Genomic DNA, 21858 nt, shown 5'->3' on the forward strand with positions numbered 1-21858 from the left:
TTTAAGTTAGTAAGTTTGGAGTGAGCCAGTCATGGCCAATTATTCTACAAATGAATTCAAGCAAGGCTTAAAAGTCATGCTTGATGGTAATCCATGTTCAATTATGGAAAATGAATACGTTAAACCTGGTAAAGGTCAGGCATTTAACCGTGTGAAATTACGTAATTTGAAAACAGGAAAAGTATTAGAAAAAACATTTAAATCTAATGAGTCTTTAGAGTCTGCAGATATTGTAGAAGTAGAAATGGAATACTTATACAATGATGGTGAAATGTGGCACTTTATGGATCCTGCATCATTTGAGCAAATTGCCGCAGATAAAACTGCAATGGGCGATGCTGCAAAATGGTTGAAAGACGATTCAAATGAAAAATGCACCATTATGTTGTTTAATGGTGTTCCATTAACGGTCAATGCACCAAATTTTGTCATTTTACAAATCGTTGAAACTGATCCAGGTGTGAAAGGCGATACAGCAGGAACAGGTGGTAAGCCTGCGAAGCTAGAAACTGGTGCAGTTGTACGTGTACCATTATTTGTACAGCAAGAAGAAAAAATTCGTGTTGATACAAGAACAGGTGACTACTTAGAGCGTGCATAATTCACACTTCTATTAGAACTTGAGAAAAAAGGTGCTTAATGCACCTTTTTTTATTATATATATGATTTTGGTATATTTTTTGCTTCCTTTGGTTACTTTTATTTTAAGAACATAGGGGGAATTATGAATAAGCCAATTACATTTATATTATTATCTATCTTTTTAGGTAGCGTAACTGCTCAAGCAAATGCAGAGAGTACCTTAGAGCGTATAAAAAACTCTGGAAAAATTGTTGTTGGCTATAGAGATGCTGCGGAGCCGATATCTTATACAGTGAATGGCTCACCTAAGGGGTATGCAATTGATGTTTGTAATAATGTTATCAGTGACATTAAAAAAACATTAAATAAACCCAATTTAGGTGTTGAATACCGTACTGTGTATCCCATGACACGTGTTCCAGATATTCTTACAGGCCGTATAGATTTAGAATGTGGAACAACAACAAATACGACACAAAGACAAGAGGTTGTTGACTTTTCTACAAGTTATTTTATGACTGAAGTTAGAGTAGCAGTAAAAAATAGTGCTCATATAAATACAATTGATGGTTTAGCAGGGAAGGCTGTTGCAACAACAAAAGGAACGACTTCAGATCGATATATGGTGGCGTTGAAAAGAAATAACACATTAGATATTAAAAATATTTTTGGCTCTGATAATAATGAAACATTTGCATTGTTGGCTTCTGGTAGAGCTACGGGTTTGGCTATGGATGACAATACGCTTGCAGGATTAATTGCAAAATCTGAGCATGAAAGTGATTATAAAATGATAGGTCCTGTTTTGTCCAAAGAACCTTATGGTGTAATGATTGCAAAGAATAATCCTCAACTTAAAGCGATTGTTGATCATGCAATTACACAGATGTGGACTTCAGGAAATATGAGTAAACTGTATAAGAAGTGGTTTCAATCACCAATTCCACCTAATAATATGAACTTAAATATGTTACCAAGCTCATCATTTAAAGAGTTAGAGAAAAAACCAAATGATGATGGAGTAGATTTATCATAGTGCTAATATTAAGAATAGTAGTTAGTAACTACTATTCTTAATAAAACATTTTATAAAAATAGAATAATAAAAGCACCGAATATTATAAGTTCGGAAATATCAATTATTATGATTTAAATATCCCAATAGCCAAAATACAGAAGTAAGTGTTTAATACCTTCATAGTTTACTCCACATGATAAAAGATGATGAAATAGAGCTGCTAATTTTAAAATTTGGTGGCTTTTGTCTTTTATTTATCCCTCTATATTTTATTTGCCATGAATATCTACTAGAAAGTGATGATATTTGTGAGTAATAAAGGAATAAGTATGAAGTTTTTAAGTATTATCGCAATATTACTTTGTGTAACTGCCTGTACAACCACACAAAATGTATCGGATCCTACACATGGGAAAGGTGGTTTAATTCCACATGATAGAAATAGTCCATGATAGAAAAGTCTTTTCTATAGATTAGAAGGTATCCTAGATGGATACCTTTATATAAAATAATATAGCCTCATATTATGAGTATTTCATTGATTTAAAGGTTTTAATAGACTTAATTATAATAAATAATATTAAGCAAATCTTTATAGTATAGATAATAATGTATAGAAGAACATAAGCTTAATGCTTGACACAATCATAATACAAAATAGGTTTTTTGGGACTATGTAATGCAACATGGTAAAATTAAAAAATATCTTACAAGTCATTGAAATTGCTTGTAAAACCTTGTTTATATTGGTAGGCATATCCAGATTTGAACTGGAGACCTCTACGATGTCAACGTCTAAACAAATGTTTAAAAACAATTACTTATATCTAATTGGCGGAATATTGGCGTAAATTATGTTTTTTATTAAGAGTTTTAGCTTGATCTTTGCCAAACTAGCCACTCATTTGACTCTAAAATTTTCTCTGTTTGAATTTTCAAATCAGGAAACTGTGATGTTCTAAAACATTCAGTCTTTTCAATACCAGTTAAACAACTTGAAGAGAACTTATGACAATTATTTTCAAATAATTTGTAGTCTAACTTTTTGCCAACCATTTTTTTTGCTCTATCTGCTACAGCTTTACTACCAACTGGTTTTCCATTTAGACATGAAACATAAATATCTACAGAAAAATTTAGACCGTCTAATCGATTTAAAAACTCTTTAGCAGATACTTTTTCAATATATCCATCACCATTTAAATGAACAATTTGGTTATAACCAATATATATTCCCGAATGTTTAGCCATTCCAAAAAAGAGTCCACAAAGAACTACACTGCCAACTTTAGGCTGTTCAATTGTTTCATCAAATACTGTATCACATACCGCATCTGCTGCTGCTGTAAAAGGATCTTTAATACCAGTAATATTTTTTAGTCTTGTTATTGGATCGGTAGGAGGAGGAGTAGGAATAGTTGTAGACTTTAATATTAAATCAAAAAAACTCTTTTTTTTATGTGTGGACGGTGATGGTTCAGATCCAAATATAATATCAAAAAGTGACATTTTAATGTATATCCGTATTTATTATGGTCAAATTAGAATATCATAAGATAATAAAAAAGAGAGGTTAATTTCCTCTCTTTGGGCCTCTTCTAGATTTAGGTTTTTCCGTTAGAATCTTCTGAGCAGCAGCTAAATTGTATAATGCTTTTCCTGATGAGCCTTGGCTAATAACTTCTAACTTTCTTCTAATGGTATCTACAGACATTGAAAATCTTTGTGCTAGATACGCTGCAGATACTAATTCCTGATCCAACTTTTTCATTTCAGTGATAATCGCACCTCCAATAGTATCACCAAGCATAATTTTGGGAGGTATAGTACCTTCAACTGTAATCATGTATTTAGTCATGCATCTTGACCTCAATATCTAAGTACTCATCTATTTTCTTAGTTGATTTATATGTGTATGCTTTTGAAACTAAGTAGCCGTTAGCAACGAGATACTTAAGATCTCGTTGAATTGTTCTAACAGATATTTGCTCATTCATTATTCTTAAAATGGAGCTTGCACGAATCCAGCACTTCGCTTTTCTAATGATAGATAAGATTGTTAGCAGTCTTTCAAAAGTTGAAAAGTTTACCTTATTCATAGCAATTCCATATTTAAGCTGCTTCACTCAGAAGCTGTTGCTTTACATCGTTAAAACGTTCACTTGGAATTGCGATTAAGCTGTCTATGCCCATATTCTCGCAAAATGTCTGAACATCCATGTTTTTCTGATGCAAGATATCTTGAAGCTCATCACGCTGTTCATTTGAAATAGCAATAAACTCAGGTGGGTTCATCCATTTATTATGTTCTTTGTTGTATGAGCATTTAAGCTTATTTTTGGCGGTACTTAATAAGTACGTACGCATATTTTGGTAGTACATGTGACCTTCTTTTTCTTTACTTAAAGCTTCTAGAGAGGCTGTTAAGTCGTTAATATCACCGGCATGCTGTGCTTCATCACAGCTTTGTTGCCAGTTTTGCCAATCTGCAAAAGCTTTTTGAGCTGCAATCTGCTCAGGTGTAAGTGTATTAATATGATCTTTTGCCTGTTGAATAAGGTCTGCCAAGAATGTAGGAGATGATTTTAAATCAGGTATCCATACTTCACCTGTACCTTCACCCAATGCACCGCTATTTTTACCATGGTGAGATGGGCTAAAGTTAAGTAGGCGAGCATCTTTACCATCATTTGTCTTCACAGTCGTTAGGTAGCCCATAATATCGGCCATACGATATAGCTCATTACGGTTTTTACCACCTAAGTCTGGTCTATAGATAATCTGCTCGCCGTTAGTGTCTTCTGAAGCATGGGCAATAAAAACAATGTCTTTACCGAAAGAGATTAGATTTGCGATGAACTGCTTAAATAGATTGTTTGCTAAACCTTGAGCCTTTAGTTTCAATGTACCATCACTTTGACAGTTTTTACTATTTGCTTGTAAGTGCGATTTAATCGTTTCAAGCATTGCACCCACAGTATCAATAACGACAGTATTGAAAGAGGCGAGGTCTTGCGCCGTTAGATTGGATACGTCAGTCCATTTCTGCACTTGAACTACTGCGCCACGGCGTAATTCACCAGCACGATGAACACCTTTGTCAAAGTCAAAGGAAATGGCATTTTTTGCAGTGAAACCAATGGATGTTTTACCAAGACCGGGATCGGCATAGATATAAGCGATAATTGAGTTAACTTGCACAGCTTGGTCAGAAGTTACGATATTTAAAGCCATGATTAGTTATCTCCTTTGTACTGTACTTCTTGGACATTTAATTCGGCGAGTTGTGCTCGAGCGGTTGCAACGGCTAAGTCATGATTCATTTGCTCACGGTCTGATTGAACAAATGCAAAGTAAATGAATGACACGGCAAGAATAACTGAGCAGAGTAGGAGAGCGGCTTTACCTGTGCTTGGTTCTGTTGAAGCCATTTCGGCTTGTGTAGGCTCTCTATATAGCGATTGACTAGTAGAATATGTTTGTTTCATAATTACCTCGTTCCGATGGAAAGCCCGTGTTTGATTTGAGAGTCGTCGCGGGCTTTTTATTGTCTACGAGATATATATTAACTTTAGTTAGTGTTTTGGTCAATAGTTAAGTTAATTAAAGTTAGTTTTTAGTTAGTGTAATTATTTTTTAAGTTATAATACCCAAAAGAAAGCCCCGCATAGTGCAGGGCTCTTTCAATTATAAGGTGCGAATATGCTAGGAATTACACAAGATGGGAAAATAATCCCTATTACTAAAAAATCCTCATCCACAGGCATGCGTTTTATAGGGGTTGTAATTACAGATCCAAAATTATTATTAGAGCAGTTTCCTCAAATCGCATGCCACTTTATAAGTGGAGATGCTCAATCAAATCTAAAACTTTGCCGCGAGGTTCTACATATAGATTAACACCCTGCATAGAATTAGCTCAATGTATCACTAATAGAAAACCCCGCACAGGGTGAGGTTATTTAAAAATAGAGGTATATCTATTTTAGATTTTTAAATAAATTATCTCTATCAGCTTGAATTTTATTTTGTAAGTCAGGATTCTTTAATGTTTCTTCTAGAAAGTTATATAACTCAATCAGTGATTTAAGTGGAAGTATAACTGTTTGGCTTTCAACTAATTTCCCAGTATTATGCTCTTGTGTGCCGAATCCAATGCGAGCAGTATCAGAACCAATAGCAAAGCTCGACATTTTATCAAAATAATGAGTTTGGTAATTATCTCCTTTTGTTTTTTCGGTAATTGGACCAACTGGTTCAAGATTGATGACTTTTTTATGAGTATTGGTGGACATAAGTATTTACCTCAGAATCTCTAAAATTGTTTGTATTGAAAAATATAGAATCATTTGTTGTTGCTGTATTGTTTCTACTCATAGAAAGTATTGCTGCAGATGCTTTCACTGGAGTTGGAATCGTTTGATATTGCTCTAATGGCAAGAGGTCCGCAGTTGGATGTGAGAATGCTTTTAGATGAATATCTAATTTTTTAGCTTTGATTATATTACCAATAGATTCAGGTGTTGCTAGTCTTAAAGCTGTATCCATGGGTAAGCTTTGGATAAGGTCATTATTTTCATATTTAGAAAAAGCTACGGGACCGCCACCAAATAATTTACCGGCTTCTTCAATACTTAAGCCCAAGCCTTTGCGAATCTCACGAATCTCTTTGTGACTTAAGAGATTATCTACCTCTCTTTTAAACTTAATCATTTCTCTTTTATTCTTTTTTGCTTGCTCTTTGGTTACTGTTTCAGATCCACAGCATGCACATTCAGAATAGAAAAGCGGTATGCCTTTTTCTTTACCATTATATGTTTGCGATACTCGATCATATTTTTCAAAAAGCTGATTTTCTTCACAAATAGGGCATATACAAGGACTATTTTTCATTAAAAACTCCTAATATTAGTTGCTTAAGTGGCATGAAAAAGTACACACAATATCGCCTGATTTATGGATACAAAACTTTAAAAAGTAGTTCATTTCAAATTCTTTCTGCGCAGCATCAACATATTCATTCTTCTTTAATTCGTAGCTGTCACAAGCAAACCATGGACTTTCTGATTTGCTTTGACACCATTCGGAGTCTCTATATTTACCTTTCTCCAAAGCTTCTTTAATTAACCCTTTTAAATCTTCTAGGTCAAAAGAAAGGTGCTGTAGATCAACAATGCTTTTACGAGTCATTGTTTTTGGTAGACTTTTTTTCAATATAGATAAAACTTCATCTTTAGGATTAATTGGGGCAAGCGTTTTAATCTTTCGATTATCGCCTGATGGTGGAGTACCTCCGTACTTACTAAGTACTTTACTTACCATAATGGTAACTCTTGCATAGTAATACCGCTAGTAAAAAATAGTAATTTTTTTGTATGAGCTACATTCATAAGCCCAACCAAAACTATTACATCGACCTCTGAAGCTAAATTTTTCATAAACCCTCTGAGATTTAATTATTCTCAATAAGATATATTTCTGTGGTGTTCAACAATCACGCCAATGATAGATATATCTATCTGATTAGAGTTGTAGGTTGGATAGTCAGGATTTAGTGGGACTAACTCAATAATATCAAAACCATACTCGTTAACACCTCGTAGTCGATATTTTTTGAAAGTAGTGCTTGCCACACCATCTCGTATTTCTTGAGCTATAACAAGCGCTCCAGGTCTAGGAGACAAACTTGCATCAACAACAACAACATCACCGGGATTAAATTCTGGTGCCATGCTTTCACCGTTAATTTTTAGTGAGAAGACGGATTTTTCATCACCACCTTGATAGCTTGTATGTGACTCACCTCTAGGGTTAAATCCATCATAACAAGTTTCGTGAAATGCACCTGCCTGAACAAAATCTAATAAAGGTATTACTCTCAATTTATTTTCTGTAGGGCGAACATTAGCCCAGCTCTCTTGAGCTTCTATATTTTTAGTAGATGAGCCTTCTTTACCTGTTAGAAGCCATTCTTCAGAAACATCCAACAGACTTGCAATGGCTTTTAAGCTTTCAGTTTTAGGGATATTTTCACCACGCATCCACTTAGTAACAGCAACGCTCGATTTTCCTGTTGCTCTTGATATATCTGCTTGCTTTAAATTTCTTTCGTTAAGTTTCTGCTGTATGCGTTCATGTAGCAACATAGTGATTTTCCCTCAAAACACTAACTTATGTTAATACAAAGTATTGAAACTTAGGTTAGTTTATGCTAACTTTTATTAGTAAATTTTATTAACTTAGGTTAGTGTTGTGAATGTTGATGATTTAAAAAAGTTTTATAACTGTAGAAGCTACAGGCAAATGTCAAAAATCCTGCAAGTCTCAGATGCTGCTATCTGTAAATGGGGGAAAAATGGAATCCCTATTAGAAGACAAGCATTGCTGCAAATCCAAACTAATGGCGCATTAAAAGCCGATCTGAAACAAAACGTAGCTTAAACCCATGAACAAATTATCCACCGAAGTATCTGCAAGAGCGAGAAATGAAGTTGCAAGAGTATTGCAAGATCTTGCGTCATGTAATCAAGGGCAGATTGCAGAGCAGTTAGGACTTGATCCTAGCACTTTGTCTCGCATGAAAAATGATAAGAAAACCAATGGCTTGACGGAAATTGAAAACTGTTTAGTTCTATTGGACATTCTTGGATATAAAACCGTAAACAAAAAATATCGAATGATTCGTGAAGAAAAGCTGAATGCACTTTTTGTTATGGCTAAAGCTTGGATGGAGAGTAAGCAGTCAGTAGATGACTTCTTTCAAGATGATATTGAAGATTTTGGAATAGGTTTCGACCTTGGTTACAAAGAAAAAGCCTGATGTACAAGATCAGGCTTTTCAATTCAACTTCACGGTAAGAGAAATTAAATATGCGAAGTAATTTAGCACAAGAATCACTGAGTATTCAAGATACAGCAGAAATACATAAGTTTAAGGCGGTGCAAGCATGAGTTTAGATGCAACTATTTGGGCTTGGAAAACTCGCCAAAAGAAAACAATTGGCGGTGCAAGTAAGCCACTTAAAAAGCTAGTTTTGCTTGCTTTAGCAGATCGTGCTGCTGAAGATCATAGCTGTTTTCCTAGTGTAAGCCGTTTGGTTGATGATACGGAAATGGATCGTAAAACAATTCTAAAGATCATTGATGAGCTGATTTTTGATGGTCTAATTCAAGATACTGGAGAGCGAAAAGGGCGTACAAAACAGGTTAAAGTTTATCGTTTAATCGGTGTAAATGGTCGTGAAATTGTTCTAGAAATAGACAATTTTGAGGGTGAAAATATAGGTTTAAACAGTCCCAAATATGGAACAGTTCCAAATTAAGCAGCTTGAGCATCTAGAGGTGTATCAAAATGAATTCTGGACTTGGTGACACTTCTATTTTGAATTTTTAAGATATGCTTTTTATTGTATATCTCATTTTTATATTGTTCAAAATTCAATGGTCAGTCCTATTTAGCCGATCCGCAAGGGCTTGTGTCGCGTCTTACGTTACGCCCTTACGGAGTCTTTAAACTTTGATCTGAAAATGTTCTTACTTTCTCAAATCCAGCACTAATTTTACCGAAAAACAGCTTCGGAGAACGCATTAACTTAATATGCTATACTATTGGAGCTAGTATGATGAACAACTGTATAATGATACTATTGGAACAACTAACAACCTTGATGGTTCAGTTCTTTATTACAATATTTCTCAATAAACTGCTGGACAGTTCAAACTGCATTCCTCTGCGAGCTGGATAATCCACTCCAAAGGCATAGTAAATTTACACAAAAAAATTATTAAAATCAATACATAGTTTTATCAATATCTTCTGAGAATACCACTATCTTAACTCAATCTCTTTCTTAAACTTATTGTATTGATAACACATGATCTGCCCATTTACTAATAACTCAACGGCTTGCTGAATTACTTCTAAAGGCGCAATAAACCACTCTTTTGGTTGATGATTTTTGCCATCTTTATCTGCGACCAATAAATCAAGGCAAGATTCACCAAAAAAGGCATGTAGATAATATTCAAATTTTTGAGGATTAATATTGAAAGCTTGATATTCAGCAATGACTTCAACTTCAGCCATCAAATAGGTAGGCTCTTTTTTTGCATTCGCAATACGTTTATCAACAGTTGTTGTGGCGAAACCAATTTTATAAAGATGATCGTATGATTGGATACGTGGATCTGTACTTTTAGATTTTAAAATATAAATATAGCCTGTCGATGTATCATTATCAGTGATACCGCCAAAATTAGTGTAGAAATTGGAATTTGCTTGTTCATTAGTTTCTGAAACAATACGTCCATCTTTATACAATGCTTTAGCTAATGAACGGTACAGCATGGTTGATTCAGTACCATTCTCAAAGATAGTGCGTGTTCTACCATCTTTACGGAAACGTTTACCCTCAACTGTTTTAGCTTCAGAAGTAAAATTAATATCTGCGAGATAGACTAACAATCCGCTTAAAACATAATAACTCCCTTGAACTAGTTGATATCCCTTATCATTGAAAGGCAACAGGTTACGTTTACCTTCTCGAAGCTCTCTATGAACGTCTTTAAATAAATGCTCAAACTGATCAAAGTCCTTACAGCGTTTCCGTTTAGCAACTTCATCTGCTGCTGCACGTTGGACAGGCACATGCTTAATTTTAAAGATGTCACCATCTTTACCATCATCTAATAGACCAAGATCATCATCATTAAAAATATCTTCAAGTGACTTAATATCTGACATATTTTAGTCCTGATGCGGTGGGAGTAAATTATGTTCATCATAATCCGCCAAAGCCATGTATTGCTTAGGATTAGTCTTAATCGCTTCTAAACGGCTCGCAAGCATAAACTCCGAAATGTTTTTCATATCCTTAGCAGGTACACGCCCATGCTGTGCCACAAAATTATTAATTTCGTTAAATTTTGAGACTAGTTGTTCATCAGCAGTGAGGGCAGATGTCTTTTTCTTTACGTTTAAAAGCCCTAAATCATCATCAGTAATCATATCTTGAAGCCAGCTAAAATCTTCCATGTTTTACACTCCAGCTCGTCTACGTTGCTCACGGATATAGATTAGGCATTCAGCTAATCGTTTTTCAATTAAGTTATTTGATTCTAGACTAGGCTCACGACCAAACTGAACTTTGAAGGCTTTTAACTTAGGCCATAGCTCAATGGCTTCTTCTTGAGTCATACTAATCTTAGTTGCTTCAATTGCTTCCTTAATCAATTTGAGCACATTGACTGTGACTTCTTTTGATAGAATTTCAAACGCTTTTTGGAATGGATTCACAGATTGAATTAAATCAATATTCAGGTCTTCAATATTGATAAATTTATCTGCCATTCGAATAAACTTTTTATCACCGACTTCTTTGACTTCTGCTGTGCTAATCACTGAGTCAACGACTAAATATTGACTTACTTCTTCAAGTTCAGCTTTTGTTAAGTCAGGATATTTGGTTTGGATAATCTTAGGGATAAGGACTTTATTCACTACTTCAGGCTCAACCTTACCTGCTGAACCTGCAATCACCTTAGCATCTTGAAGAATCGCTGCTTTTAGATCCACAAGATCATTTTCAATAATTACCTTTGTTTTTACTGTGCTTGGTTCTTTAAACCCTTTGATTGTGAGTGTACCCGGTGGAACAATATCTTCATCATCACGTTTAGTTTTAAACTTGAAGTTTGGTGCTAGTATTTGTTCCATTAATAAAGATGCAGTAATAGCTTTCAGCATATTATTTACTGCAAATTTTACCTCTGTATCTTGTGCATCTGGTTGAGCAATAAGATTGGTAAATTGCGCATGTGATTTGTTCGAACTATCTCGTGTACAACGTCCCACAATCTGCACAATTTCAGTCAAAGATCCACGGTAACCAATTGTTAAAGCATGCTCACAGAATTGCCAGTCAAAGCCTTCTTTTGCCATACCAATTGCGATAATAAGATCAAGATCATCTACAGTTTTAATATTACGCAGATATTCAACAACTTTATCACGTCCATCTTCTTCAACTAGATCTGCAACTTTTAAAAGTTTTCCATCTGACCGTTTTATCGTAATAATTCCAGTTTGATCATCTTTAATAATGAACTCACCAATAATTTCAAGGATGGCGTCAACTTCATCATATTTATCTTTACTTGATTCACCTGAATTAGGATGGGGAATATGAATGATCGTCTTTTTGTCAGTATCAAGAACTTTTTTTAGAGCAATAATCCCTTCGTCATCTTCTTTAAAGTAACGTCCTTTATAAAAGTGGTAGCCAATACCTAATGACTTTAAATAGGTATAGCCATTGAGTTGTTCGTAATAGTTAAAAGAAACTTTATCAAATTTTGCTTCATCTTCAGGCGTAAGTACAGGAACACTATCACCACGGAAATATGATCCTGTCATCGCAACAATATGAGCCGAGGTATTGTTCATTAAGGATTTAAGAACATTACCTAAAATATTATCAGCATCTGCTGAAACATGGTGGAATTCATCAATTGCCACTAATGTATTATCAAATACATGATCTTCAAGCTCTTCAAAAGCAAATCTTAACGTGGCATGTGTACATACTAAAATTTGATCCGTGCCTTCCATAAAGCGTTTAAAGGCTTTTACTTTGCTTTTATCACCACCAGCAGTACATAAGTTATTTTCAGGTTTGATATCCCAATCTGCAAAAAAGCCACTTTCGCTCAGCTTGGTGCTGGCAAATGAACCACCAATAGAGCGTTCAGGTACGGCTACAATGACTTTACTCAACCCTTGGTTATGTATCTTATCTAAACCCAAAAACATTAATGCACGAGACTTACCTGATGCGGGTGGGGCTTTTAAGAGTAGATACTGACTATTACGAGATTGAAAGGCACGAGCTTGCATCGCTCTCATGCCCATATTATTTATTGAAGTGGATTTACCTGTTTGATTATACTCAATATTTATAATATCTATTGTCATATTAATCCCTTACTGCATGATCGTATAATTGAAATAAAACTTTTAATCTTTCACTATCGTCTTTAAATAGAGTTTTATTAAAGATAGAATCTACTGCAAGATCTAGTTGATTATGTTTTTCACGTAATTTGATTGGCATATCATCAGAGTACAAATCACCAAGTTTTTTGTTAAAATATTGCTCTCTTTCCTCAATAATCTCCAAACTTAATATTCTTATTCTATCCACTAAATCATTAGATATTTTATTCGGAAATGGAAATGTATTGTAACAAATCTTAGATGAATATCTGATTCCATTGCCGAAGCGGCCAGAAACAGCAGCAGCCCAAACCATATGTATTCGCGAGGACAATACTCCAAAGTAAAAAATATCTGAGCTAGAAACAACATTAAGTAAATCACTTGAAATAATTGATTTATCAAAATATGCTACAGGGAAATACTCTATATCAGCAGGAGAAACCTTAGGGATTACTATATAGTCACTATTTGGAAAGTTTTCCACGTGGAACTTTTTGGGTGTTTCAGCCAAACGTATGGTTGGTGTGCTTGAACTTGCTAGTCGAAAATTTCTGACTTTTTGGATACGCTCTAAAGTCTTTGGCAATTTGTTAAGCATATCTACAGGAATATCTTTTACAACTAAACAATATCTAGGATTTCCATTCTTTAATTCTTGTGTTCCATACCATAGTCTAAAAAAAGATTCAGATGCTGGTTCTTCTCTAATAAATTCATTTTTTTCTTCTAGAGAAAAAAGATAATTACCATCATCAATAGGTTTATTCCCTATTCCCATTGTAGGTAAATTTCCTGATAAAGGTTTTGATCTACTCTTCACAAAACTTATTGCAGAATCAGTTAAATATGGGCTTATTCGATTCACTGTCTGCCAGAGGTTTTCTCTTAATATTTTTTTCGTATTACTATAATCTTTTGAAATTCCAATAATTACACAATATACCCCAGCTTGTCTTTTTGCATTATTACTCCATTTAAAAGATGGAATAGTAAAGATTATTTCCGATTCTTCTAAAAGGGTTGGCCATAAGCTATTTATTTGCTCACCTTGACAAATTGAACTAGTAGAAACAAAGGAAAACCTCTGAGACCCTCTTATATATTCACATGCTTTATAGAACCATCCAGAAATATAGTCAACACTAGCATACGGTATATTCGTGTCGCTAAAAAGTTGCTTCAACTCGTTTTTTTGATTTTCTGTTTGCTTTCGAGCTCCATAATAAGGAGGATTCCCTAAAATATAGATTTCTTCGCCATTATTGCTTAGTACTTTATTCCAATCGTATGTCAAGGCATTAGCACATATGATAGTTCCAGAAGATTTCAATGGTAATAAAGGAATTACTTCTCCAAATTCATCTTTGAAAACTGAATTCATTTGATGTTCAGCTAACCAAAGCGAAAGAATGGCTACTTCGTGAGCAAAATCATCAATTTCTATCCCATAAAATTGAGAAACCTGAATCACTGAGAAAGGTTTTGAAAATTGACCTGTTTTTTCTAGTTCTAACTCTTGAATACGTTTTAATAGCTCCATTTCAAATTTACGAAGCTCTTTATACGCAATAATAAGAAAGTTTCCTGAACCACAAGCAGGATCAAAAATTTTAAGTTGTCCCAAGCGTTGCTGTAGTTTTAATAGTTTACTAACACTGTCTTGGTTTTTCTCTAATTCTTCATAAAGATCATTTAAGAATAAAGGTTCAATTACCTTCATTATATTTGGAACAGATGTATAGTGCTGTCCCATCTTGCTACGTTGCTCGGTATGAACAACCGCTTGGAACATAGAGCCAAAAATATCAGGGTTAATATCAGACCAATCTAATTCACCACCACACTCAATTAAAATCTGACGTGATTTACGTGTAAATGTTGGAACTTGAATATCGTCTTTAAACAAACCACCGTTTACATAGGGAAAATCTGATAAGTAATCAGGTAAATCTGTTTCACGATCTTCAGCAGATTGGTTTAACACTTTGAATAATCTACCAATCAAAGATGATAAATCTGATCCATCTTCATTGCTCTTAGATATTGCCGAAGTGAACTGTTTATCTTGAAAAATTTCAGTATCTTCAGCAAAATAACAAAATAAAAGTCTAGATAAGAAAATATTGAGTTGATGTAAGTTCTCTTTATTATTTAAGTCATCTTCATCGAAATTATCTGCTTTAATTTCATCAAATAGCTTTGCTAGTTTCTCAGCAGCCTTAACATCAGCAGGGTTTTCACCTTGATATACTGCTTTTTCCATGCCTGCCCATGGTAGGAAGAAATCAAATTTCTTTGCTAAATCATTAAATGGAACATCCAAAGTATCTTGTGTTTTAGTATCAACAGCCAAAAGAGTTTTAAAGTCCGTCACGATCAAGAAACGAACCTTATTACTCTTAGTGCGTTTTTCTTTCCTTATCTGATCTATGAGACTGTGTAGATCATGTTGTTCTGCAATTTTGAAGTATATTTGGCGCTTCCAAAAAACGGTGTTTTCCTTATCCTCAGCTAAATTACGCTCACCATTACGCACTCGTCCAATAGATTGGCTACGATGTCCATAAGCTAAAAGCAACTCATAGATAAAGTCTTGTTTATTTAGCTCATCTTGAGCAATTTTATAGATGAGCTGTTTAACATTTTCTTCGATTTGGACAATATTCATTTGTATAGATGACCGTATTAAAGCTAATAATTAGTTTATAGAAACACTAATTTAAATTAAATGAAATTTCTTATGTACACGACACATAATGACGTAGTGCTAATCAAAATCAATAGGGTGTTTAATGTGAAACTCTGAATCATTCAAAATATTTTGAATATATTTTTTTTCATTAAAATCCTGAATAAGTCGTGATCTAAGTGAATCAAACCCATCCCAGTAGTGGTCATCTAACAAACGATTTGGCAGTTTATCTGCTAAATCATCCATCCATGGTATAAAATGTAGCCGATCAATTAACGGCAAAGGATGAACCATTGAAGACTCAATTAATTTTGAAGATTCTGCTGATAATAAAAAACTATAAATATTGGGGTGATTGCTAGAACTATTATATTTCTCCAAAGTTTTAAACAGTAAGCATAAATAAAGTAATGAATTATAACCTCCAACCCCATTCACATCACTAATATGATATGGGGTATGAAAACACTCTAAATATCTATTAGAGTATAGCTTAGCTATAAATAGAGAGCCTTCAGTATTCATGCTACGAATAAACTTAACTTCGGTTACTGATTGATCTTTTAGAAAATCTTTTTCAGGGTTAGATGTTAACAACCTTTTTAGATCTTTATCTAAATACTCATCGAAACGAAAGCTTTCAATTTTAAATGGCTTTTCTTTCCCAAATAGTAACCAATTGGAATTTGCTGATAAAAAATTTGAAATTTTTTCTAGTTGATTAAAAGTTGGCTCCATTTCTGCTCTGAACCATGACTCCGCACTATCTGCCGAATCTTCACCGATTTTATATGCCAATTCTGCAATCGTAAGCTCAGAAAAAAATTTACTTTTTTTAATTTCACTGAATAAAAATTGAAGTCGTTCAGCTACATCTTTCTTTCGTTGTGTCGGTGTTCTTGATTGCAAAAAGTTTTCAATAACTTTAGCTGCTTCAAGATGGACATTATTATCCATCACAAACGAATCATATAGACGAGACATTGTCTCAGAATTGATGGATCTTTGATTTATCTTAGCGACTTCATCAATTTTTAACTTTAAATCTTCTGGAATTCGAAGATTAAACTGAATATCTTTTTTTTTCATGGATTCCACGGACAGTAGGAATTGGCAATAGTAGCATTATGATGCAAAAAAACTATTGCGCATATAGAATCATTTCACTACTATAGAATCAAAATACTACTATCGAGCAATAATCATGCAAGCAACTAAACAATTAAATTTAAGATTGCCTGAAGAGTTAGTAATTTGGGTAAGAAAAATGGCAAAGAAAAGACATCAATCAATGAATTCTTATATGTTGACTGAACTTGAACGAATGCAAAAGGAGGCTAGAAATGAGCTAAATTAATTTTAATTTTCACCTTGTGGAGAAAGATCAATGACCCATGCGGGAACATGAGCCATTGAAAGGTGTCTTTGACTATGGACACACCTAGCATTTTCTTTAATTACTTCTTGAAAGTCAATAAAGCAAAATGCTTACATCTTTCTTCCTTAATTCATTGATATGGTTTTGGGAGTTTTTAAATGAAAATACCTGTTGTTATACAAAGAAAAATTGTTGAATTTTTAGCACAAGGGCATACACATCGACAAATCGCTAAGCGAGTGAGGGTATCCCCGACAACCGTTGGTGTTGTTGCTAAAAAATTAAATGAAATTCAAATATCAGCTACTGAGGTATTAAATACATCTAATCAAGAATTTATAGACATCGTACAAACTGGTGTCGTGAAAAATGTCGAAAAGTGTAAACCCTTGCCAGATTTCACATATATTCATGATCAAATGAAGATCAGAGATATGACATTCAAGCAATTATGGCTTGAATTTAAAGAAGTGCAACCTGATGGCATTTCTTATTCTCGCTTTGCAAGATTATATAAAGAATGGGCTAAAAAATTACATCCGTCAATGCGGCAACATTTTACTGCTGGACAGACATTATTAGTAGATTTTTGTGGAAAAACTATGCCTGTCTACGATGCTAATTCAGGCAAGGTGAGAAATGTTCAGATCTTTGTAGGTGTGTTAGGGGCTTCAAGTTTAATCACTGTGATTGCAGTTGAAACTCAACAGACACATGATTGGTTGAAATGTTTTACAGCAACTTTTGATCGGATTAGTGGTGTTCCAAAAGAAGTGATCACTGATAACCTGAAAGCAGCAGTGATTAAAACAGGACGAAATGGCACAGAGTTTAATAAGACATTTGAGCAATTTGCTGAATATCATGATTTCGCAATATTAAATACTCGTCCTAGAACCCCACAGGACAAAGGCCTAGCTGAAGTATCTGTTCAAATTGTTCAGCGCTCAATTTTAGTCAAGCTGAGAGATCGAAATTTTTTCTCACTTGATGAATTACAAAAAGCTCTTGATGTTGAAGTTGATAAAATCAATCGAGCCATGACAAAACGTTTTCCTGAAAGTCGTTGGGATCGTTTTAATCGTTTTGAGAAAAGAGAATTATTAGCGCTGCCTGCACACCCATACCCATTTTCAAAATGGATATTTCAACAAACAGTCTCTGAATTTTATCAATTTACAGTTGATGGGAATATTTATTCTATTCCCTATACTCTAATTGGTAAGAAGTTGGATATTGGCATTACAAGCCGTGAAGTACAATTTTTTTATGAAAATGAAATAATTGCTTCACACGACTTACTGACAGGCTATGGTGAAGCAAGTATTCTAGAAGAGCATATGCCAGCTAACCACAGACTTTATAATACTTTAAGCCCAGCGAGCATTAAGCAATGGGCAAAATCTGTTGGAAATTATGTTTATAAGTTTGTTGAACAAGTTTTAAATAAGTCCAAACATCTCGCTCGAAATATTAAATCCTTGAATAAACTGAGAGATTATATTTTAGAAAATAAGCTTGATTCTGTAATCAATCAAGCCTGTGAATATGCATTAAAATATAATCTATTAGCAGTTACAGACCTATTGTATGTACTCAAAAATAGAAAATATATCCACTCCATGAGTGCCCATAAAACAATCAATCTTTCAGCTCATGCAAATCTTCGGGGTGCTGATTATTTTGGAGGTGATGCAAGATGACTACAAAAAGTATTGTTGCACAAAAAATGCAAGAGCTAAAGCTCCATGGTTGTCTAGACTGCTTTGTGGATCATTATGATGAAATGATCCATAGCAAAAAAACTTCTCTGGAGATCTTAAATGAGTTACTAATAGCTGAACAAAATGCTGTTAGTAATCGAAAGGTTTTGGCACTATTGACTAAGTCTAATATACGATATCCAACAAGCAGCCTAACTGAAATTGATTGTTCTAATAAACATGGACTTACAGATGATATTTTGCAAAGCCTTGCTGATTGCAATTGGATTAGATCCAAACATAATTTAGTTTTTACTGGTGCAACTGGCATTGGTAAAACTTGGTTGGCCTCAGCTTTTGGGACAAATGCATGTAAATCAGGCTTTAAAGTTTTATTTTATAATACTACAGAGCTGTTTGAAGAGTTTAATACTGCTGTACATCTAGGAACTATCACTACCTTAAAAAAGAAATTACTGTCTAGTAGGTTATTAATTTTAGATGACTTTGGTTTATCACAAATTAATAATGGTTGGATGGCTCATTTTATTACTGTGATTGACAAACATAGTGATAATGGTTCATTACTCATTACAAGCCAGTATGAGACGAATATGTGGCTAAACCACTTTGAAGATCAAACCATTGGAGAGGCATTATTAGATCGTATTGTGCATCGATCCCATATATTCAATCTAGAGGGTGAGTCTATGCGAAAAAAACGAGGTAAAAAAAACATTTAATTTAAAGAGCCATTCAAATTGTTTGATTGGCTCTTTTTTGATTATTGGGTAAATAACTTGTCCAAGTAAAATAATATTCTAATTTGTAAATACACTTATGACAGTGTCCAAGTTAGGTAAGAATAGGTGTTCAAGTGATTGTTGATTTTGCACATAGAGGGTAAGGATGTTGATCAGCTGGATGTAGAGTTGAAATTTAATGGAGCAATGAGAGTTTTGCAGGATTCCATAGATAAGAATTTACTAGATCTTGAATCATGCCAAAAAATAATACAAAGTGATAATTTTTCAAATATTATAAAAAATGCGGAAGAAAAAATTCAAAATTTAGAAGCTGCCAAAAGAGCATTTGAAGGTGAACATACTAGAACTGTTTATACAGAAGCATTTGAAAAATACTCAGATCTTGCCAAGAGGTACGAACGTGCTTTCTATGCATTAATCTATCTGTCTATAATGTCTACCTTTATTGCCTGTGCAATAGTCTATCGCCGTAGTGATTTGCTTTATGATGTTTTAATTGTCAAAGCTGTAATAGCTGTAGCAGTTATTACTTTACTCACGCTGTGGATACGCCGTGCTAGTCATTATCGAAAGCTAGCAGAACAAGCAGAACAGACGGCTTTAGAGTTAAGAGCAATTCCATCATTTTTAAAGGAAGTAAGGGAAGAAGATCAGCGTTTAATTTATAGAGATTTAGCTGGTAAATACTTTGGAAAGACTCTTGACCAAACCCAGCATGATAAAATTGGTGATCTTATGCAAGATCAAATTAAAAATACAATTGAACTGACCAAAGCAACAGTTGATGCTGCTAAAGGTTATAAGGATATTGTTAGTGCAAAAGATGAAGCTAAAGATAGTAACTCTAGTAATAATAAAGAAGATAAATCATGAAAATTAGAGAAGCATTTACGTATTTGATAAAAAATTATAAACACTTATCTGAAAATGAAGAAAGTATTATTGGCATGGAATATATTCCCAAAGCCAGTGATGGAGAGTTTCAAATATTTAGCTTAGGATTAGATGAGGATGGTTTAGAAGAAGGAAACTACTTTATTGCTATTCATTTTAGTGCGGGAAATATCGGAGCATTTGATGGTGTTGATGATAGCTTTTCTGGAGATTACGCAGAAATAGAAGATATTATTAATGAAATACCTGAAGTTGAGCAGATCAATTTTAATATTTATCCTTTAGAGTACGCACCATTTGGTGTGATTAGTGAATATGCACTGACAGAAATCTTCCCAGAACTCCCTAATCCTGATAATGAAACAGATTTCGATATACCAAAATTTAGAAAAGAGGCCATTGATTTAATCAAGCAGGTAAATAAGCCCCAGCTTTATCACTAATAACACCCAACAAACTTAATTAAACTATTTCGTATATTAGCCCTTATTCATTATGAGGGCTTTTTTGTGTCTGCAGAAAAGTATCCAGTAAGCCATGGAACATCAGAGGGTAAAGCCATTAAACAAAATATTATGCAAGCAACTCAGTGGAGTAAATACACTTTTGAAGAATGGTGTCGTCAACTTGGTGCATGGATTAACGGCGACAGTGAACGAATGATTAAAATTGTTAAATTTATGCCAACAAAGCGCATTACACAAAAGCAAAGGGAAAAACTCCTTGCGATGTATATGGGCGATAAAAATTTAATTGATATGATCTTTAATCATAAAAAAGGTACTTGTTGCAATATGGATTGTAATGAGGCTAGAGCAATACATCGTATATTCATAGATATTAGTGTAATTGATGATGAAATTTTAAATGATTGGATATCCTCCGTCTGGTCACATCATGTATTAGGTAACTCGTTTCGCCGTATAGCAGAGGCTAGTGATACAAGTGTTAATCAGATCCGTCAGGATGTGAAATGCGGTCTTGCTTATATTAAGAGTAGATATCCTAGTTTTAGTTTTGAAACTTTCCAAAAAAACACTTGAGTGTGCGCACGGGTTATGGCATATTTGTGTAAAAGTAGACAAGCTATATTTAGATGTTTACTGATCTTTATTAAAGCTCGCCGTATGGTGGGCTTTTTTATTTTTCAAAAATTAACGTCTCTTTAAAAATTTTATTATTAATAATGCAATGATATTCATTTAAGCTTAAACCTTAATTTTAAAAAAATTGGTTTAGTTTAATGATCATTTTAAAAGAAGGTTATGAGGCTTTTGATAAATTTCTTAAAACTACACTATCGCAGGTAGTTTTAAGTGGTACATGTTTATTATTTTTATATAAAGCAACGACTATGGGGTTTACTGTACAGGCCAGTACCGTATTTATAAGTGCAATATTATCTATTTTTATAGCAATATTTTGGATTATAGGAAATATTCAAAACTTCTGGAATAGTTTTTTCAATGTATGCTTATCTGAAAGAGTTGACTGTGTTAGTTATAACTCGAATGGAGAAAAATTCTTTGATATTAAGGACATTAGAAAGATTTGGAAGGTAAGCAAACGATTAGTATTAGAAATTATATTTGTTATAATAACTATTTATTTTATGCTTGTCATATTGTTTTTTCAGATATTTATTTATATTAATCAAATGAGTATAGCTCTGCATATTTAGATGAAAATAAAATTAGGGATAGGTATATCAGAAGATACGGGTAATAATGCTATCAGTTTTTGTAGAGCGGTTTTCTGATTGATGTATAATTGAGATAATGTATTTTTATCAATAAAAATAGATGAAAAATATACTTAAATTTTTTCG

The 21858-nt window shown here is 33.7% G+C and carries 26 protein-coding genes and 1 pseudogene; 14 read left to right on the forward strand and 13 right to left on the reverse strand.

The window, feature by feature from the left end:
- Positions 1 to 31: 31 nt before the first annotated feature.
- From efp to P256_RS13440, 3 genes are all read left to right on the forward strand, one after another.
- On the forward strand, positions 32 to 601 hold the full coding sequence (gene efp, locus P256_RS01035; RefSeq protein WP_023271815.1) for an elongation factor P: 570 nt from the start codon (positions 32 to 34) through the stop codon (positions 599 to 601).
- Positions 602 to 724: 123 nt separating this feature from the next.
- Entirely contained in the window at positions 725 to 1618 is an 894-nt protein-coding gene (locus tag P256_RS01040; RefSeq protein WP_023271816.1) for an amino acid ABC transporter substrate-binding protein, read from the forward strand.
- 311 nt (positions 1619 to 1929) lie between these two features.
- Positions 1930 to 2052 (forward strand): hypothetical protein, encoded by a 123-nt coding sequence (locus P256_RS13440; protein WP_023271817.1) that lies wholly within the window; start codon positions 1930 to 1932, stop codon positions 2050 to 2052.
- A 421-nt stretch (positions 2053 to 2473) separates the two neighbouring features.
- Here P256_RS13440 and P256_RS13335 read toward each other — a convergent pair whose 3' ends face one another.
- From P256_RS13335 to P256_RS01065, 4 genes are all read right to left on the reverse strand, one after another.
- The gene (locus P256_RS13335; RefSeq protein ID WP_023271818.1) at positions 2474 to 3109 is read right to left on the reverse strand and encodes a lecithin retinol acyltransferase family protein; all 636 of its coding nucleotides are present in this window, start codon (positions 3107 to 3109) and stop codon (positions 2474 to 2476) included.
- Positions 3110 to 3173: 64 nt separating this feature from the next.
- Positions 3174 to 3458, reverse strand: coding sequence for an HTH domain-containing protein (locus tag P256_RS01050; protein WP_023271819.1), 285 nt, complete (start codon positions 3456 to 3458; stop codon positions 3174 to 3176).
- Positions 3459 to 3712: 254 nt separating this feature from the next.
- Positions 3713 to 4834, reverse strand: a complete 1122-nt coding sequence (locus P256_RS01060; RefSeq protein WP_023271821.1) for an ATP-binding protein — start codon at positions 4832 to 4834, stop codon at positions 3713 to 3715.
- A 2-nt stretch (positions 4835 to 4836) separates the two neighbouring features.
- Positions 4837 to 5088 carry a hypothetical protein gene (locus P256_RS01065; protein WP_023271822.1) on the reverse strand — a complete coding sequence of 84 codons (252 nt, stop codon included), beginning with the start codon at positions 5086 to 5088 and terminating at the stop codon, positions 4837 to 4839.
- A gap of 214 nt (positions 5089 to 5302) precedes the next feature.
- On the opposite strand from P256_RS01065, the gene P256_RS01070 reads away from it, so the two are divergent.
- Positions 5303 to 5500 (forward strand): hypothetical protein, encoded by a 198-nt coding sequence (locus P256_RS01070; protein WP_023271823.1) that lies wholly within the window; start codon positions 5303 to 5305, stop codon positions 5498 to 5500.
- An 80-nt stretch (positions 5501 to 5580) separates the two neighbouring features.
- On the opposite strand, the gene P256_RS01075 is transcribed toward P256_RS01070, so the two are convergent.
- From P256_RS01075 to P256_RS01090, 4 genes are all read right to left on the reverse strand, one after another.
- Positions 5581 to 5895: a hypothetical protein gene (locus P256_RS01075; protein ID WP_023271824.1), complete on the reverse strand. Its 315-nt coding sequence runs from the start codon at positions 5893 to 5895 to the stop codon at positions 5581 to 5583.
- A complete protein-coding gene (locus P256_RS12925; protein ID WP_023271825.1) occupies positions 5876 to 6493 on the reverse strand; it encodes a type II toxin-antitoxin system MqsA family antitoxin in 618 nt (205 codons plus the stop codon). The genes P256_RS01075 and P256_RS12925 overlap by 20 nt, the downstream gene beginning before the upstream one ends.
- 15 nt (positions 6494 to 6508) lie before the next feature.
- A complete protein-coding gene (locus P256_RS12930) occupies positions 6509 to 6922 on the reverse strand; it encodes a hypothetical protein (RefSeq protein ID WP_023271826.1) in 414 nt (137 codons plus the stop codon).
- A 140-nt stretch (positions 6923 to 7062) separates the two neighbouring features.
- The gene (locus P256_RS01090; RefSeq protein ID WP_023271828.1) at positions 7063 to 7746 is read right to left on the reverse strand and encodes a LexA family protein; all 684 of its coding nucleotides are present in this window, start codon (positions 7744 to 7746) and stop codon (positions 7063 to 7065) included.
- A 106-nt stretch (positions 7747 to 7852) separates the two neighbouring features.
- Between P256_RS01090 and P256_RS01095 the strand changes: the two genes are divergently transcribed.
- From P256_RS01095 to P256_RS01105, 3 genes and pseudogenes are all read left to right on the forward strand, one after another.
- Complete coding sequence (locus P256_RS01095; RefSeq protein ID WP_040331592.1) at positions 7853 to 8041, forward strand: Cro/CI family transcriptional regulator; 189 nt, start codon at positions 7853 to 7855, stop codon at positions 8039 to 8041.
- A gap of 4 nt (positions 8042 to 8045) precedes the next feature.
- Positions 8046 to 8420, forward strand: coding sequence for a cyclic nucleotide-binding domain-containing protein (locus tag P256_RS01100; protein WP_023271829.1), 375 nt, complete (start codon positions 8046 to 8048; stop codon positions 8418 to 8420).
- 127 nt (positions 8421 to 8547) lie between these two features.
- Positions 8548 to 8916: pseudogene (locus P256_RS01105) on the forward strand (helix-turn-helix domain-containing protein); the annotation flags it as partial.
- A 512-nt stretch (positions 8917 to 9428) separates the two neighbouring features.
- Here the strand turns inward: P256_RS01105 and P256_RS01110 are convergent.
- From P256_RS01110 to P256_RS01130, 5 genes are all read right to left on the reverse strand, one after another.
- Entirely contained in the window at positions 9429 to 10343 is a 915-nt protein-coding gene (locus P256_RS01110) for a GIY-YIG nuclease family protein (protein ID WP_023271831.1), read from the reverse strand.
- Positions 10344 to 10346: 3 nt separating this feature from the next.
- Positions 10347 to 10634, reverse strand: coding sequence for a hypothetical protein (locus P256_RS01115; RefSeq protein ID WP_023271832.1), 288 nt, complete (start codon positions 10632 to 10634; stop codon positions 10347 to 10349).
- A gap of 3 nt (positions 10635 to 10637) precedes the next feature.
- Entirely contained in the window at positions 10638 to 12572 is a 1935-nt protein-coding gene (locus P256_RS01120) for a DEAD/DEAH box helicase (RefSeq protein ID WP_023271833.1), read from the reverse strand.
- Position 12573: 1 nt separating this feature from the next.
- Positions 12574 to 15264: a DNA methyltransferase gene (locus P256_RS01125; protein ID WP_023271834.1), complete on the reverse strand. Its 2691-nt coding sequence runs from the start codon at positions 15262 to 15264 to the stop codon at positions 12574 to 12576.
- Between the two features lie 99 nt (positions 15265 to 15363).
- Complete coding sequence (locus P256_RS01130) at positions 15364 to 16377, reverse strand: Arc family DNA-binding protein (RefSeq protein ID WP_023271835.1); 1014 nt, start codon at positions 16375 to 16377, stop codon at positions 15364 to 15366.
- 115 nt (positions 16378 to 16492) lie between these two features.
- On the opposite strand from P256_RS01130, the gene P256_RS01135 reads away from it, so the two are divergent.
- From P256_RS01135 to P256_RS01165, 7 genes are all read left to right on the forward strand, one after another.
- Complete coding sequence (locus tag P256_RS01135) at positions 16493 to 16645, forward strand: Arc family DNA-binding protein (RefSeq protein WP_023271836.1); 153 nt, start codon at positions 16493 to 16495, stop codon at positions 16643 to 16645.
- 179 nt (positions 16646 to 16824) lie between these two features.
- Positions 16825 to 18369, forward strand: coding sequence for an IS21 family transposase (gene istA / locus P256_RS01140; RefSeq protein ID WP_023271837.1), 1545 nt, complete (start codon positions 16825 to 16827; stop codon positions 18367 to 18369).
- Positions 18366 to 19112 (forward strand): IS21-like element helper ATPase IstB, encoded by a 747-nt coding sequence (gene istB, locus P256_RS01145; RefSeq protein WP_023271838.1) that lies wholly within the window; start codon positions 18366 to 18368, stop codon positions 19110 to 19112. Before istA ends, istB begins: the two co-directional genes overlap by 4 nt.
- Before the next feature lie 138 nt (positions 19113 to 19250).
- Positions 19251 to 20009: a hypothetical protein gene (locus tag P256_RS01150; protein ID WP_023271839.1), complete on the forward strand. Its 759-nt coding sequence runs from the start codon at positions 19251 to 19253 to the stop codon at positions 20007 to 20009.
- Positions 20006 to 20473 carry a hypothetical protein gene (locus P256_RS01155; protein WP_023271840.1) on the forward strand — a complete coding sequence of 156 codons (468 nt, stop codon included), beginning with the start codon at positions 20006 to 20008 and terminating at the stop codon, positions 20471 to 20473. The genes P256_RS01150 and P256_RS01155 overlap by 4 nt, the downstream gene beginning before the upstream one ends.
- Before the next feature lie 132 nt (positions 20474 to 20605).
- Complete coding sequence (locus P256_RS01160; RefSeq protein ID WP_040331717.1) at positions 20606 to 21073, forward strand: hypothetical protein; 468 nt, start codon at positions 20606 to 20608, stop codon at positions 21071 to 21073.
- 200 nt (positions 21074 to 21273) lie between these two features.
- The gene (locus P256_RS01165; protein WP_023271842.1) at positions 21274 to 21711 is read left to right on the forward strand and encodes a hypothetical protein; all 438 of its coding nucleotides are present in this window, start codon (positions 21274 to 21276) and stop codon (positions 21709 to 21711) included.
- Positions 21712 to 21858 lie beyond the last annotated feature (147 nt).

Source organism: Acinetobacter nectaris CIP 110549, assembly GCF_000488215.1.
GTDB classification, from domain to species: domain Bacteria; phylum Pseudomonadota; class Gammaproteobacteria; order Pseudomonadales; family Moraxellaceae; genus Acinetobacter; species Acinetobacter nectaris.